At 66.0% G+C, this 14,153-nt stretch carries 14 protein-coding genes; 7 read left to right on the top strand and 7 right to left on the bottom strand.

What is annotated here, in order from left to right; translation table 11 throughout:
- Positions 1-398: 398 nt before the first annotated feature.
- The 4 genes from QX126_RS25215 to murJ all read right to left on the bottom strand — a co-directional run bounded on the left by QX126_RS25215 (position 399) and on the right by murJ (position 4,422).
- Positions 399-968, bottom strand: a complete 570-nt coding sequence (locus QX126_RS25215) for a NifU family protein (protein WP_315784395.1) — start codon at positions 966-968, stop codon at positions 399-401.
- 108 nt (positions 969-1,076) lie between these two features.
- Entirely contained in the window at positions 1,077-1,571 is a 495-nt protein-coding gene (locus QX126_RS25210) for a universal stress protein (protein ID WP_315716941.1), read from the bottom strand.
- A gap of 190 nt (positions 1,572-1,761) precedes the next feature.
- Complete coding sequence (gene trpS / locus QX126_RS25205) at positions 1,762-2,814, bottom strand: tryptophan--tRNA ligase (protein ID WP_015663202.1); 1,053 nt, start codon at positions 2,812-2,814, stop codon at positions 1,762-1,764.
- A 48-nt stretch (positions 2,815-2,862) separates the two neighbouring features.
- Positions 2,863-4,422: a murein biosynthesis integral membrane protein MurJ gene (gene murJ, locus QX126_RS25200; RefSeq protein WP_315784393.1), complete on the bottom strand. Its 1,560-nt coding sequence runs from the start codon at positions 4,420-4,422 to the stop codon at positions 2,863-2,865.
- A gap of 70 nt (positions 4,423-4,492) precedes the next feature.
- On the opposite strand from murJ, the gene QX126_RS25195 reads away from it, so the two are divergent.
- A complete protein-coding gene (locus QX126_RS25195) occupies positions 4,493-5,494 on the top strand; it encodes an adenosine kinase (RefSeq protein WP_315784391.1) in 1,002 nt (333 codons plus the stop codon).
- A 186-nt stretch (positions 5,495-5,680) separates the two neighbouring features.
- Here the strand turns inward: QX126_RS25195 and QX126_RS25190 are convergent, their stop codons facing one another.
- Positions 5,681-6,874 carry a serine hydrolase domain-containing protein gene (locus tag QX126_RS25190; protein WP_315784389.1) on the bottom strand — a complete coding sequence of 398 codons (1,194 nt, stop codon included), beginning with the start codon at positions 6,872-6,874 and terminating at the stop codon, positions 5,681-5,683.
- 343 nt (positions 6,875-7,217) lie between these two features.
- Here QX126_RS25190 and QX126_RS25185 point away from each other — a divergent pair, with 343 nt between their 5' ends.
- Both QX126_RS25185 and QX126_RS25180 read left to right on the top strand, forming a co-directional pair.
- A complete protein-coding gene (locus tag QX126_RS25185) occupies positions 7,218-7,538 on the top strand; it encodes a hypothetical protein (RefSeq protein ID WP_315758115.1) in 321 nt (106 codons plus the stop codon).
- A 153-nt stretch (positions 7,539-7,691) separates the two neighbouring features.
- Positions 7,692-9,185 carry an NAD-dependent succinate-semialdehyde dehydrogenase gene (locus tag QX126_RS25180; RefSeq protein WP_315784387.1) on the top strand — a complete coding sequence of 498 codons (1,494 nt, stop codon included), beginning with the start codon at positions 7,692-7,694 and terminating at the stop codon, positions 9,183-9,185.
- Positions 9,186-9,202: 17 nt separating this feature from the next.
- On the opposite strand, the gene QX126_RS25175 is transcribed toward QX126_RS25180, so the two are convergent.
- Both QX126_RS25175 and QX126_RS25170 read right to left on the bottom strand, forming a co-directional pair.
- Positions 9,203-9,805 (bottom strand): hypothetical protein, encoded by a 603-nt coding sequence (locus tag QX126_RS25175; RefSeq protein WP_315735555.1) that lies wholly within the window; start codon positions 9,803-9,805, stop codon positions 9,203-9,205.
- Positions 9,806-9,946: 141 nt separating this feature from the next.
- A complete protein-coding gene (locus QX126_RS25170) occupies positions 9,947-10,126 on the bottom strand; it encodes a hypothetical protein (RefSeq protein ID WP_315784385.1) in 180 nt (59 codons plus the stop codon).
- On the opposite strand from QX126_RS25170, the gene QX126_RS25165 reads away from it, so the two are divergent.
- The 4 genes from QX126_RS25165 to QX126_RS25150 all read left to right on the top strand — a co-directional run bounded on the left by QX126_RS25165 (position 10,125) and on the right by QX126_RS25150 (position 13,183).
- Positions 10,125-10,814, top strand: coding sequence for a phytanoyl-CoA dioxygenase family protein (locus QX126_RS25165; RefSeq protein ID WP_315775800.1), 690 nt, complete (start codon positions 10,125-10,127; stop codon positions 10,812-10,814). The genes QX126_RS25170 and QX126_RS25165 overlap by 2 nt on opposite strands.
- 47 nt (positions 10,815-10,861) lie before the next feature.
- Positions 10,862-11,491 carry a glutathione S-transferase gene (locus tag QX126_RS25160; protein ID WP_315784383.1) on the top strand — a complete coding sequence of 210 codons (630 nt, stop codon included), beginning with the start codon at positions 10,862-10,864 and terminating at the stop codon, positions 11,489-11,491.
- Between the two features lie 141 nt (positions 11,492-11,632).
- Positions 11,633-12,298 (top strand): HAD hydrolase-like protein, encoded by a 666-nt coding sequence (locus tag QX126_RS25155; protein ID WP_315784382.1) that lies wholly within the window; start codon positions 11,633-11,635, stop codon positions 12,296-12,298.
- Positions 12,299-12,505: 207 nt separating this feature from the next.
- Positions 12,506-13,183, top strand: coding sequence for a nitroreductase (locus QX126_RS25150; RefSeq protein ID WP_315784381.1), 678 nt, complete (start codon positions 12,506-12,508; stop codon positions 13,181-13,183).
- Positions 13,184-14,153: the final 970 nt, after the last annotated feature.

Genomic DNA, 14,153 nt, shown 5'->3' with positions numbered 1-14,153 from the left:
TGGGGCTTTGAGAAAGTCGGTTGCCGCTTTCTTACATCCTGATCGGGAAAAACGCATCAACACGCACGACCGAGAACGCAAACTACTGAATTGGCGCTCATTTAAGCAAATCTTTCCGGGCTATTGGAATGATCGTCCCGTTCGACGTTCAGGCCGCCGCGCCATCCGGTCGCAAAGGCCATGCCCGACGGTCCAGGTCGAGGCGATCAATCGCTCGCAAGCCCGTGCTCAGGATCGGCACCGACGGCATGGCGCGCAGAGCGCGGTAACCGGCGAGGTATCGTGGAGCATTCGGCGGGCGGCGGCCGTGGCCGCCACCGTCGGCAACGCAGCGTGAGCAGAGGCAGATGGCGATTGGCGCGCAGGTCTATTCGCCAACCCCATTCGCCATTGGCTTGCTACATCGGCCGGACTTCGACCACCTCGGGCACGAAGTGCTTCAGCAGGTTCTGGATGCCGTGCTGCAGGGTCGCGGTCGATGACGGGCAGCCGGAGCAGGCGCCCTTCATGTTGAGATAGACGATGCCGTCCTTGAAGCCGCGGAAGGTGATGTCGCCGCCGTCATTGGCTACGGCCGGGCGGACGCGGCTCTCGATCAGGTCCTTGATCATGCCGACCGTCTCGGTGTCGGCCTCGTCGTAGAACTCGTCGTCCTCGTCGGCGGATTCGTCATTGGCGGCGCTGCCATCGGCGAGCAGCGGCGCTCCCGACATGTAGTGCTCCATGATCGCGCCGAGGATCGCCGGCTTGAGGTGTTGCCACTCACCGTCGCTCTTGGTGACGGTGATGAAATCGGCGCCGTAGAACACGCCGGTGACGCCGTCGACGGCGAACAGGCGCTCGGCCAGCGGGGAGCGCGCGGCGGCGTCGCGGCTGCCGAACTCCATCGTGCCAGCAGGCAGCACGACGCGGCCCGGGATGAACTTCAAGGTGGCGGGATTGGGGGTGGCTTCGGTCTGGATGAACATGGTTTTCTCCGGCAGCGCCGGTTCAAGGCCGGCCTGTGGTCTCCTCATAGCAGATGGCGCGAACGCGCGCACGATCAAGGGGGCATGGCCGGCGTTTCCGATCTAAGCCTATGAAAGAGCGTCGAGATCGGCGTCACCGAGATCGCCCGGCACGATCACCAGCGGGATCGGGAAGGCACCGCTCGTCTTGGTGACATGGGTGACCAGCGGGCCGGGGCCCTCGGGGCCGGAATGGGCGGCGAGCACCAGCAGCGCGATGTCGCTGTCGTGCTCGATCGTCTCCAGGATCTGCGCCGTCGGCTCACCCTCGCGGATCACCCGTTCCGGCGCGGTCACGCCGATCGCCGACAGCAGCGCCGCGGCCTGGTCGAGCTCGGCATGCGCCTGCTCCTGCGCCTCGGCCCGCATCAGATCGGCGACCCCCAGCCATTGCTGGTTCTGGTCCTCCGTCTCGATGACGTGCAGCATGACGATACGGCCGCCGGAACGGACCGCCCAGCGGCCGGCATAGCGGACCGCGCGGTCCCATTCCTCGCTGTCGTCGACTACGACCAGGCATTTCGGCGCATGGCCGGTCTGGTAGCTCTGCCGCTGCGCCGCCATCGCGTTCCCGCCTGCTGCTGCAAGTCGATCCGGCCGCGATGCTGCCACAGCCCGCCTCCGTTGGGGAGAGGGCTGCGGGTTCCATCGCGCCCGCAATGACACCAGTGGTGCGGCTCCTAGTAGCCCGGATGTCGGTTCGCTCATCCTGGCTACGGCCGCAAGGCCGACTCCGGAGCGCGGGCCGTGCTGCTCAGGGCTTGCGGATGAAGCCGACGATGTCCTTGGCCGTCTTCATGGTCTCGGCGGCGATGGCCTGGGCGCGGTCGGCGCCGTCGACCAGGACGGACTCGACGTAGCCGGGATCGGCGGTCAGGCGCTTCATCTCGGCGGCGATCGGCCCGAGCTTGGTGACGCACAGCTCGACCAGCGCGTTCTTGAAGCTGGAGAACTGGCCGCCGCCGAAATCCCTGAGCACGTCGGCCTTGCTGCGGTCCGACAGTGCGGCGTAGATGCCGACGAGGTTGTCGGCCTCGGGACGTGCGTCCAGCCCCTTTTCCTCGGTCGGCAGCGGCTCCGGATCGGTCTTGGCCTTGCGGACCTTCTGCGCGATCGTATCGGCATCGTCGGTCAGGTTGATGCGCGAATAGTCCGAGGCATCGGACTTCGACATCTTCTTGGTACCATCGCGCAGCGACATCACGCGCGTCGCGGGACCGGTGATGAAGGGTTCCGGAAGCGGGAAGAACAGGCCGTCGCCGAAGCCGTGGCTGCGGATCGAGTCGCCGTAGTCATTGTTGAACTTCTGCGCGATGTCGCGCGAGAGCTCGAGATGCTGCTTCTGGTCCTCGCCGACCGGAACATGGGTGGCGCGGTAGAGCAGGATGTCGGCGGCCATCAGCACCGGATAGTCGTAGAGGCCGACCGATGCGTTCTCGCGATCCTTGCCGGCCTTCTCCTTGAACTGCGTCATGCGGTTCAGCCAGCCGATGCGCGCGACGCAGTTGAAGATCCAGGCGAGCTCGGCATGCCCGGAGACCTGGCTCTGGTTGAACACGATGTGCTTCTTCGGATCGATGCCGGCGGCGATGAACGCCGCGGTGACCTCGCGGGTGTTGCGCGCCAGCTCGGCCGGGCCGCCCCAGACATCGATCGGCATGGTGATCGCGTGCATGTCGACGACGCAATAGATGCAGTTGTGCGTCTCCTGCATCTTCACGAAGTTGACGATCGCGCCGAGGTAGTTGCCGAGATGCAGGTTGCCGGTCGGCTGGACGCCCGAGAAAACCCGTTCCACGAAAGCCATGGTCACTGTTCCGGATGATGATTTTGAGGGTCGTTTGGCACGAGCGCCTCAAAGGTGCAAGTCGCCGGCGGGCTTTTGCCGGATCGCCCGGACGGTTTCGCGCCAGCTTACGGCGCCGAGGGACAATAGAAGCACTCCGTAGAGGATGATGGCGCCGCTGATCAGGGCGGCGAGCAGCACGGCCGCGCCGAGATGGCTGCTGCTCCACGTGCCGGCGAAGCGTCCGGCGACGGTCCAGAGGACGGTGCCCATGATCGCGGTGGCCAGGGTGATGCGCGGCAGCCGGCGCCGCGAGGCGGGAGGAAGCGCGAAGCCGAAGCTCGCGGCGCCACGCCGGATCAGGACCGCCGCATTGGCCCAGGCACCGAGCGCGAGCCCTGCCGCGATGCCACTTGCCGCAAACAATTGTGCGAGCAGGAACGCCAGCGCGATCGCGACACCGCATCCGATCAGCGTCGCGCGCAGCGGCGTCTGCGTGTCCTCGCGCGCGAAGAAGGCAGGCTGCAGCGCCTTGGTCAGTACTTGCGCCGGCAATGCCGCCGCGAGCCATGTGAGCACCTGCGCCGTCGCGGCGGCATCGTCCGAGCTGAACGCGCCATGTTCGAACAGCAAACGAATGATCGGCTCGTTCAGGATCATCAGTCCGAGCGCCGCAGGCAGCGCGAGCCCGATCGTCAGTTCGAGGCCGCGCGATTGCACTTCCGCCAGCGCCTGCTTGTTGCCCTCGTGCAGCGCGCGCGTCAGCTCCGGCACCAGCACCGTGCCCATGGCAACGCCGACGAGCCCGAGTGGTAGCTCGATGAGGCGGTTGGCGAAATACAGCCACGAGACCGCGGAAGGCGAGGCGGAGGCGATGATCGCGCCGCCGACCGCGATCAGTTGCGGGCCGGCGCTGGCGACCATGCCGGGCAGCGCTTTGGCGAAGAAGCCGCGCATTTCCGCATGGAAGGTGACGCGCACCGGCGAGGCGAGGGGGCCATCGCGGCCTCGCCGCGCGAGGACGGCGAGCTGCAGCAGCCCAGCGACGCCGATCGTAGCGGCGAGCAGCAGCGCGGCGCTCGCAGGATCCGGATGTTGCATCAGCAGCACGATGGTCACGACGATCAGCGCGACGTTGAAGAGCAGCGGCGCAAACGCGGCCAGCGCGAAGCGGCCTCGTGCACTGGAGAGTGCGAGCAGCACGGTCGCGGGACCGGCGAAGGCGAGATAAGGCAGCATCAGCCTGGCATCATTGACGGCCAGGGTGAGCGTCTCTTCACCGGCGAAGCCTGGTGCGAGCACCGTCATCGCGAACGGCATCAGCAGCGCCAGCACGAGCGTTGCCGCGAGCAGGCCGGCGCTGACCGTGCCGAGCACGCGCCCGGCAAAGGCTGCCGCCTGCATTGTGCCACCGTGCTGGTATATTCGCAGCCAGGCCGGCACCAAAGCTGCATTGAGCGCGCCCTCCGTCAGCAATCGCCTGATGACGTTGACGAGCTGAAACGCCGCGAGAAATGCGTCCGCGACCGGACCGGCGCCGAGCAGCGCGGCCATCAGCGCATCCCGGATGAAGCCGAGCAGGCGCGAGGCCAGTGTTCCTGACAACACAGTCACGAATGAGCGGATCATCAGGCTTCTATAGCAGCGCTGCTTGTGATAGGCCGCAGCGTTTGCAAAACGCCGTAAACGGGGCCAGTGGATGACTGACGCGAAATACGATGTTCTCGGGATCGGCAACGCGATCTTCGACGTGCTGGTGCATGCCGATGAAGCCTTTCTCGCCCGGCACGGCATGACCAAGGGCAGCATGGCGCTGATCGACGAGGCCCGCGCGGCCGCGATCTATGCCGATATGGGTCCGGCCACCGAGATGTCCGGCGGTTCGGGGGCCAACACCATCGCTGGCCTCGCCAGCCTGGGCGCGCGTGCCGCTTACGTGGGCAAGGTCAAGGACGACCAGATCGGCCGGATGTACCGGCATGATATCCGCGCCGCTGGCGTGACCTTCGATACCGTGCCCGCTGCCGACGGCCCGGCGACCGGCTGCTGCTACATCCTGGTGACGCCGGACGGCGAGCGCACCATGAACACCTATCTCGGCGCCGCGCAAAATCTCACCGCCGCGGACATCGATCCCGCGCAGATTGCGGCGGCGCGCTTCATCTATCTCGAAGGTTATCTGTGGGACCCGAAGGACGCCAAGGATGCGTTCGTGAAGGCGGCGGCGATCGCGCATGACGCCGGACGCGAGGTCGCGCTGACCTTGTCGGATTCGTTCTGCGTCGATCGCTATCGCGAGGAGTTTCTCGACCTGATGCGCGGCGGCACCGTCGATCTCGTCTTCGCCAACGAGGCCGAGCTGCATTCGCTGTACCAGACCTCGGATTTCGACGGCGCCCTGAAGCAGCTGCGTGAGGACGCCACGCTCGGCATCGTCACCCGCAGCGAAAAGGGCTGCGTCGTGGTGTCGAACGACGGCGTGATCTCGGTGCCGGCGCATCCGATCGAGAGCTTGGTCGATACCACCGGCGCGGGCGATCTGTTCGCCGCCGGCTTCCTGTTCGGGCTGGTGCGCAAGACCGGCTACGAGATGGCCGGCCGCCTCGGCGGCCTCGCCGCCGCCGAGGTGATCCAGCACATCGGCGCAAGGCCCCAGGTGTCGCTGAAGGAATTGGCGGCCCAGAACGGACTGAAGGTGTAGGTCGAAGCTGTGGTCACGCGTTATTTTTCACCGGAGACACAACTCTCTCCACCGTCATGGCCGGGCTTGACCCGGCCATCCACGTTTTATTGAGCTGCGGGACCGAAGACGTGGATGCTCGGGCCAAGCCCGGGCATGACGCCAACTAACTCATTACGAGCTCACTCCGGTCAGTTGGCAGTCTGCTCACGCCGCCTTCTGTCCGCCCGCGGCATCGAGTCCAGCATAGACCCCGCGCTCGAAGCCTGCAAACGTCTCCAGGCACAGCCGGTCTGCGAACGGCAGGAGCTGCATCAGGATCACGCCGGTGACGTCGCGCGCCGGATCGATCCAGTAGTAGGTGTTGGCGAGGCCGGCCCAGGCGAGGCTGCCGGCACTGCGGCCTTCCGGCGTCTGCGCCGTCGTGATCATGAAGCTCAAGCCCCATTTCTTGACGATGTCGGGATAGAGATCGACGTCGTTGGTCACGCCGGGCACCGCCGCGGCCATCTTCGTCATCTCCAGCTCGCCGATATGGTTGTCGCGCATCGCCGCGATCGTCTCAGGCTTGAGCACCTGGTTGCCGCTGCCGCGGCCGTTGTTGAGGATCATCCGGGTGAAGCGGACGTAGTCGCCGGCCGTGCCGTAGAGCCCGCCGCCGCCCATGTGGAATTCCGGCTCCTGCTCGAGCTCGAACGGGATCGGCGCCAGGGTGCCGTCCTCGCCGCGCGCATGCATGCCGACCAGGCGGGCGCGCTGCGACGGGCCGAGCTTGAAGCCGGTATCGTCCATGCCGAGCGGCGCGAACAGATGGTCGCGCAGATAGGCGTCGAGGCTCGAGCCGCTGACCGCCTCGATCGCCTTGCCGACGAAATCGATGTTGATGCCGTATTCCCAGCGCGTGCCGGGATCGGAGGCGAGCGGCAATTTGAGAGCGTCGTTCTTGCAGGTGATGATGCCGGGCGTGCCGGCCTTCTGCACATAGGTGGCCATGTCGCCGTTCCACATGTCGTAGCAGAAGCCGGCGGTGTGGGTCATCAGATGGCGCAGCGTGATCGCGGTCTTGGCCGGCCGCAGGATCGGCTCGCCATTGGCGTCGAAACCGTCGAGCACCTTGGGCGCGGCGAGGTCGGGCAGCACCGCGCCGATCGGGGCATCCAGCGACAGCCGGCCCTGCTCGACCAGCTGCATCCCGGCCGCGCAGGTGATGGCCTTGGTCATCGAGGCGATCCAGAACACGCTGTCGGCGGTCATCGGATCGTCGCGGCCGAGGTCGCGCTTGCCGAAGGCGCCTTCATAGATGATGTCGTTGCTGTCAGCGGCGACGGCGACGACGCCGGGAATCTCTCCCGCCTCCGCCTTCTGCCGCAGCACGCCGTCGATGTCGGTCTTGTTCTGCATGGTCTCCTCCGTTCCGTTCTTGATGACGGTAGGCGATTGTTCCTCGGGCCGGCCCGGCCAGCAAGGACAGTCGGTCGAACGGCCGGTCGCGATCTCGTGATGATGCGGCGCGGACGAAGCAGGCGGGGACAACAGCGCCGCGGCAAGGCCACAGCGCTTCAATTTTTCGCCAGAATCATGATTAGTTCCCCCCAGCCGCGGGGCCGACACATGGGGGCCATGTTCCCACCATGGGCTTGCGACTGTTGTGAGTTGCAACCATTTTTGCATTAAAGGGTTGAAGGATCGGCTTTTTCGAGCCGATGACGTGTTTTTGGCGGCAATGTCCGCCGTTGGGGGCGATATGATTTCGACGTGGAGCGAGTGGAAGCGGTATCCCCGCCCGGGGCGCGGTGACAATATCGAGGCACCGATCACGCCCGGCATCTATGAGGTGCGCATCGCTGCGACCGGTGCGCTGTATTCGTTCGGAGCGGTCGACAATGTGGCGCAGGCGCTGGCGCTCTTGCCCGTCGGCCACAAATCGTGGTTCGGGCGCCGCGATCCCGCCTCCTTGCCCGATCTCGAATATCGCACCTGCGCGACCTCGACCAAGGCCGACGCCAAGGCGGCGGCGGAGCGCATGATCGGCCGCCGCGAGACTTATTTGAGCGGCGCGGCCTGATCCTGGTCGACTCCTCGTCATTCAGCATTTGGTGCCGTACAGGCACGGATCGTCGGATCGAATGTACCGTTGAGGAGGGGCACGAGCCGTGCGCCTCGGCCGGCGCGTGGCTATATTCGGGGGAAAGATCGCTCGCTTTCGAGGAGGAACCCGATGACACCGCCCGCCGCCGCTCGCGCCTCCACTGCCGCCCCGAGCCTGCGTGACCGCCTGAAGGATCCGTCGCTGCTGCGCGAGCAGTGCTACATCGATGGTGCCTGGGTCGGCTCGCCGGTGTTCCCCGTCGTCAACCCAGCCACCGGCGCCGAGCTCGCCAAGGTCGCGCAGCTCGGTGCGGCGGAGACCACGCAAGCCGTCGAGGCTGCGGCACGCGCGTTCCCGGCCTGGGCCCGGCTGACCGCCAAGCAGCGCTCCAATACCTTGCGCAAATGGTTCGAGCTGATCACGGCCAACCGCGAGGACCTCGCGCTGATCCTCACCTCCGAGCAGGGCAAGCCGCTGACGGAGGCGCTCGGTGAGGTCGATATCGGCGCCGCCTATATCGAGTTCTTCGCCGAGGAGGCGCGCCGCGTCTATGGCGAGACCATCCCGACCCAGAAGCCGGATGCGCGCCTGTTGGCGTTGAAGCAGCCGATCGGCGTCTGCGGCGCCATCACGCCGTGGAATTTCCCGAACTCGATGATCACCCGCAAGGTGTCTCCCGCGCTCGCCGCCGGCTGCACCGTGGTGCTGAAGCCGGCCAACGAGACACCGCTGTCAGCGCTGGCGCTCGCCGTGCTGGCCGAACGCGCCGGCTTGCCGAAGGGCGCGCTCAACATCATCACCGGCGATGCACCTGCGATCGGCAAGGTGCTGTGCGAGCATCCGTCCGTGCGCTTCGTCGGCTTCACCGGCTCGACCGAGGTCGGCAAGATCCTGTATCGCCAGTCCGCCGGCACGGTGAAGAAGCTCGGTCTCGAGCTCGGCGGCAACGCGCCGTTCGTGGTGTTCGACGATGCCGATATCGATGCGGCGGTCGAAGGCGCCATCGTCTCGAAATACCGCAACATGGGTCAGACCTGCGTCTGCGCCAACCGCCTCTATGCGCAGGACGGCATCTACGACCAGTTCGTCGAGAGGCTCGCCGCCAAGGTCGCGGCGATGAAGATCGGCGACGGCACCGAGGCCGGCGTGACGCAGGGCCCGCTGATCAACGAGGAAGCGGTCGAGAAGGTCGAGCGCCACATCGCCGATGCGGCCAAGGGCGGTGCCAGGATCGTTACTGGCGGCAAACGCCATGCGCTCGGCCGCACCTTCTTCGAGCCGACCGTGCTCTCGGACGTGAAGGCCGATGCCCTGGTCGCGCAGGAGGAGACGTTCGGCCCGCTCGCGCCGGTGATCCGGTTCAAGGACGAGGCCGACGTCATCGCGATGTGCAACGCCTCGCCATTTGGTTTGGCGTCGTACTTCTACGCCCGCGATCTCGGCCGGGTCTGGCGGGTCGCGGAGGCGCTGGAGTCCGGCATGGTCGGCGTCAACACCGGCCTGATCACGACAGAGGTGGCGCCGTTCGGCGGCGTCAAGGAGAGCGGCCTCGGACGCGAAGGCTCGCACCACGGCATCGAGGAATATCTCGAGATCAAGTATGTGATGATGGCGGGGGTGTGAACTTTGGACGCCTGCGCTCAGGCCGTCTTCGGCAGCTTGTCCACCGGCACCATGTAGGACTTGTTGCCGACCTGGTAGATGACCTTGCCGGTCTTGCCGTCGTCGGTCGAGATCTGCGTCTGGCCGAACATGATGACGTTCTTGTAGACGATGCCGGTGCCCTGGCGCGTCACGCCATTGGCGGTGACGCTGACCTGCGCCTCCTTGCCGTTGACGGAGAGCACGCGAAAGCTCGCGCTCATGCCGTTCTCGCCGGAATAGCCGGCCCAGCTCCCGGTCAGGTTGCTCTGTTCGGCGGGAGGCGCCTGCTTTTCCAGCATCGCCGTGGCCTTGCCGCCGCCGGCCGAGAACAGCAGCACCGCGTTCTTGCCGTTCTTGGTGCCGAGCGTGACGGACCCGAAGTCGATGGTCGAGCCGTTGACCTGGCCGATGCCGCGCTCGGTCCGTCCATTGTGGGTGTATTCCACCGTCGCCGCGGCGCCGCGAATGTTGACGACCTTGAAGCTCACCGCCTGGCCACTGGCGGTCCAGCTGCCTTTCCATTCGCCGAGCAGGTTGCTCTGGTGATAGACCCGCTCCATCGCGGGAGAGATCTGGCTGGTGCTTTGGACGATCGCCATGTGCTCTTCCGAAAAGTCTGAACGCTCTCTTCTCTATGTTTCTGATCGTTGCCGTCTGTTGCAAGAAGACGTAGGTCGATGAGGTTAACGGGTGATTAAGGGCGCCTTGCCGGGCCGATGCGCCGCGCGCGACCTATCGCCTCAGTGCGGGATCTCCTTCAGGCTCAGCCGTCGCGCCGTCATGTCACGGCCGTATCCGGATGAACGCAAGCGCGCGCCGCCACGCGCCGTGCCCATCCAGGACAGCCGCTTGCCGAGAGCCGTCTGATCATCGACCATGCCGAATGTTGCCACTGACCTCGAGATTGCGAGCTCAACCATGACCGCGGCACCCGCGCGCACCGGCGTCGGCCGGCTTTCTGAAGCCGATGCGCATCGGCTGGAGGAGGACGGCTATCTGCTGCTGCGCGGTGCGATCCCGGCGGACTGGATCGCGCCACTGCGCGATGCGTTCGAGTCCGGCACGCTGCCCTCGGAGCAATGGCCGGTGCCGCGCGGCCGCGACTGGCGGCACGCCATGGTCGATCTCGATGCGACGGTGCAACAGGTCTGCCGCCTGCCGGTGATGCTTGCCGCCGTGCATCATGTCCTGAAGGCGCCGTTCTTCCTCGGCCAGGTCGAAGGGCGCGAGCCGTGTGCCGATGGCGGCGCGCAGCCGCTGCATCGCGACAGCGTCGAGCGCCGGCGCACCGATTCCGTCTCCGCGCTGGCCTTTCTCGATTCCTTCGGCCCCGACAATGGTGCCACGCAAGTGGCGCCAGGCTCGCATCGCCCCGACACGGACGATGCGCAGGCCGCGTCCTCGGCGTTCGTCACGGCGGGCGAGGCCGGCGACATCCTGCTGTTCGACGTCAACATGCTGCACGGTGCGACGCGCAACCGCAGCGGCGCGCGCCGCCGCTCACTGCTGATCACCTACGCCACATGGGTGCAGCTGGACGAGTGGCGCCGGACCCGCGCCTTGCGTGCGGTGCGCATGGATCAGGACGAGATCTTCGGCGCCGAGTAGCGGCACCATCCCGCTGCTTCCAGCCAAATCACGCAGAGAGGACGCTCATGAGGCTGTATGATTCCGCCACCGCGCCAAGCCCGCGCCGCGTGCGCATCTTCCTTGCGGAGAAGGGCCTCACGATTCCCACCGTTCAGCTCGACCTGCGCGCCGGGGAGCAGTTTCGGCCGGAATTTCGCGCGCTGAACCCGCAATGCACGGTGCCGGTCTTGAAGCTCGACAGCGGCGCTGCGATCACCGACATCATCGCGATCTGCCGCTACGTCGAGGAGCTGCATCCCGAGCCGGCTCTGATGGGACGCAATGCGGAGGAGCGCGCCGTGATCGAATGCTGGGTCCGGCGGATCGAGTGGGACGGCATCTATGCCATTCAGGAAGCGTTCCGAAACAGTGCGCCGGGGCTGGAGAGCCGCGCACTGCCCGGCCCGCTGCCGCTCGAGCAGATCCCGGCGCTCGCCGAGCGGGGGCGTCTGCGCGTCGCGCACTACTTCGCCTGGCTCGACGCGCGGCTGGCCGATCACGCCTTCGTCTGCGGGCCGGACTTCACCATTGCCGACATCAGCGCCATGGTGACGGTCGATTTCGCGGCCCGCGCCAAGCTCGACCCGCCGGATCATCTCCGCCATCTCAAGCGATGGTACGGCGAGGTGTCGAGCCGTCCGAGCGCAAAGGCTTAGGCCGGCCGTGCGGCGCGCGAGACCGCAGCGGCAGGTTCGCGCGCCGGGATTTGAGGTCCCGTAGCACGCTCTCGAACGCCGTGCGTGTGCGCAGGACGGAGCGGGCGTTTACGCCTCTCACGCCCGCCGCTATGATTGGACATGTCTTCGGTTCACTCTGTCCTGCTCGACCTCGACGGCACCCTCATCGACTCCCAGCCCGGCATCGCCGCGAGCACCCTGGCCGCGTTGCGCGCGCTCGGGCATGCGCCGGACGAGACGCTCGATATCCGCAGTGTCATCGGGCCGCCGCTGCAGGACATGTTGCGGACGCTGCTGCTGGCCTATGACGACAACCGGGTCGACGAAGCGGTGACCGCCTATCGCCAGCATTACGGCGAGAGCGGGCTGTTCGGCAGCGAACTCTATCCCGGCATTCGCGACGCGCTGCACGAGATGCATGGCGCGGGCTTGCGGCTCTATCTCGCGACATCCAAACGGGAGGTGTTTGCGCGCCGCATCCTCGAGCATCTCGATCTTGCGTCGCTGTTCGACGCCATCCACGGCTCGGTGCCGTCAGGCATGCTGGACCACAAGCCGGAGCTGCTCACGCATATTCTCACTGAGCGGAATATCGCGCCGTCCCACGGGATCATGGTCGGCGACCGCCGCCATGACATTGCTGGCGCCCACGCTGTCAGGATGCGCAGCCTGGGTGTGCTCTGGGGCTATGGCAGTCGCGACGAACTCGAGACGGCCGGCGCGGACCGGCTCGTGGAAAGTCCCGCCGATCTCGCGCGCGTGGTTCTGACGATACTGAAGGGATAGTTCTGTGGCCAAGCCTCCCGTCATTCCGGGGCAAGGCCGCAGGCCTTGAACCCGCAATCCCGACACGCAGGAGGATGAGTTGGGGACCGGGTCGAGTCTGCGGGACTTGCAATGGCCTCGACGGCCCGATTGGTCAATCTTGCACTGGAACCGGAAAGCCGAGAATATTCCTGGCAGCACAGCAGTCATCATAGGACTACCACGCACATGCAGTTCGACGACGTCATCCTCGGCCGCCGTAGCATCCGCGGCTACAAGCCAGATCCGGTGCCGCGGGCGCTGATCGAGGAAATCATTACTCTGGCGATGCGCGCGCCGTCGTCGATGAACACCCAGCCGTGGAATTTCTACGTCATCACCGGCGAGCCGCTCGATCGCATCCGGGCCGGCAACACCGAGCGGATGGTGGCCGGCGTGCCGCAGTCGCGCGAGTTTCGCATCGGCCAGCCGTTCGATGGCGCGCACCGCGAGCGCCAGATCGGCGTCGCCAAGCAATTGTTCTCCGCGATGGGGATCGCGCGGGACGACAAGGAGAAGCGCCAGGACTGGGTGCTGCGCGGCTTCCGCCAGTTCGATGCGCCGGTCTGCATCATCGTCACCTATGACCGCGTGCTCGACGGCAGCGACGACACGCCGTTCGATTGCGGCGCCGTGACCACGGCGCTCGTCAACGCCGCCTGGTCGCGCGGCCTCGGCGCCGTCATCAACAGCCAGGGCATCATGCAATCGCCGGTGGTCCGCGAGCACGCCGGCATCGCCGACGATCAGGTCATCATGAAGAGCGTCGCGCTCGGCTGGCCGGATCATGATTTCCCGGCCAATGCCGTCGTGTCCGAGCGGAAGTCGGTGAAGGAAGCGACGGTGTTCGTCGGGTTCGAGGACTAGACGGGCACCTCGGGGACCGCAGGGAACAACAGACGTCGTGGCTTCGATAGCTCGAAAATCACAGATGCCTTATTGGATCAGACGGATACTTCTCAAGTCTGGAGAGCTCGTTACCGAGAAGGAGGTCCGTCGCGATGAAAATTATTGCGAAGGTATCTCGCCGGTCGTCGGAGAGGTTCTGACCGTGCACTGTCGCGGGCGGACATTCCGCGCGGAAGTGGTCTGGGGAAACTGGCCCGGACGAGGTCATTCGGCCGATATGGTCGTGCCGCTCCGCGTCAAAGAGATCTAGCAGAAGAAACTCCGGCCAAAAACGAGCCTGGTCAGGGCGTCATTCGGCGCTGCCGATCGAGGCGAGGAGCACACGTCTTGCGTCAGCTATCGAAAAATTTGACGTCGAATTCCTCTTGCGGGATTTTGTTGTTGCTATTTTTCCGAAGTCGTGCTTCTATTCGCGCATCCCGTCCTCATGCAGAGGGGACGTACGCGTCGTCACGATACGTAGAGGCGGGAGCGGTGGCCGCGTGCCTGTCAGGCGCTCTTGCGCTGACGAACGGCAGCGCGCGGACGGTCAAGCCGTATGGTCCTGGCGCCCCGATGCTGGCGCCAAGCTCGCGATGACGTTCGTGCGTCGTGGCGGGCGACGGGGGCAAACAAGCCGGTCCCCGGGGAGAGTACGGAGCAGCGGTTAAACCCATCGCGCAGGGAGGGCCGGGATGTCTCGGCTGAACCTGTGGTACCTGCCGCCTGCATTTTTTTGAGCAGGCGGGCCATGGGGGCAGCCAGCTCCCGGCCTTCCTTGCGCCCTCGGCATTTTCGAGGGTCTTGATGCGATCACCTCGGGCGCGATGGCGCCGCGGGATGTGTTGATGCGTCTGTGCGCATCATGATGGTCTCGTCGAGTGGTCCCCCACCCCCGACCCCTCCCCGCAAGGGGGAGGGGAGAAGGAGAGCGAGCCTCTCGCCAAAC

The organism is Bradyrhizobium sp. SZCCHNPS1003, from assembly GCF_032381555.1.
Lineage (GTDB): Bacteria > Pseudomonadota > Alphaproteobacteria > Rhizobiales > Xanthobacteraceae > Bradyrhizobium.
This window is presented reverse-complemented; position numbering and strand designations above follow the sequence as displayed.

Coding starts and splice junctions, on each gene's coding strand:
- QX126_RS25150 (WP_315784381.1), top strand. CDS start 12,506: ATGCAGTTCGACGACGTCATCCTCGGCCGCCGTAGCATCCGCGGCTAC.
- QX126_RS25195 (WP_315784391.1), top strand. CDS start 4,493: ATGACTGACGCGAAATACGATGTTCTCGGGATCGGCAACGCGATCTTC.
- QX126_RS25170 (WP_315784385.1), bottom strand. CDS start 10,126: ATGGTTGAGCTCGCAATCTCGAGGTCAGTGGCAACATTCGGCATGGTC.
- QX126_RS25175 (WP_315735555.1), bottom strand. CDS start 9,805: ATGGCGATCGTCCAAAGCACCAGCCAGATCTCTCCCGCGATGGAGCGG.
- QX126_RS25160 (WP_315784383.1), top strand. CDS start 10,862: ATGAGGCTGTATGATTCCGCCACCGCGCCAAGCCCGCGCCGCGTGCGC.
- QX126_RS25180 (WP_315784387.1), top strand. CDS start 7,692: ATGACACCGCCCGCCGCCGCTCGCGCCTCCACTGCCGCCCCGAGCCTG.
- murJ (WP_315784393.1), bottom strand. CDS start 4,422: ATGATCCGCTCATTCGTGACTGTGTTGTCAGGAACACTGGCCTCGCGC.
- QX126_RS25210 (WP_315716941.1), bottom strand. CDS start 1,571: ATGGCGGCGCAGCGGCAGAGCTACCAGACCGGCCATGCGCCGAAATGC.
- trpS (WP_015663202.1), bottom strand. CDS start 2,814: ATGGCTTTCGTGGAACGGGTTTTCTCGGGCGTCCAGCCGACCGGCAAC.
- QX126_RS25155 (WP_315784382.1), top strand. CDS start 11,633: ATGTCTTCGGTTCACTCTGTCCTGCTCGACCTCGACGGCACCCTCATC.
- QX126_RS25165 (WP_315775800.1), top strand. CDS start 10,125: ATGACCGCGGCACCCGCGCGCACCGGCGTCGGCCGGCTTTCTGAAGCC.
- QX126_RS25185 (WP_315758115.1), top strand. CDS start 7,218: ATGATTTCGACGTGGAGCGAGTGGAAGCGGTATCCCCGCCCGGGGCGC.
- QX126_RS25190 (WP_315784389.1), bottom strand. CDS start 6,874: ATGCAGAACAAGACCGACATCGACGGCGTGCTGCGGCAGAAGGCGGAG.
- QX126_RS25215 (WP_315784395.1), bottom strand. CDS start 968: ATGTTCATCCAGACCGAAGCCACCCCCAATCCCGCCACCTTGAAGTTC.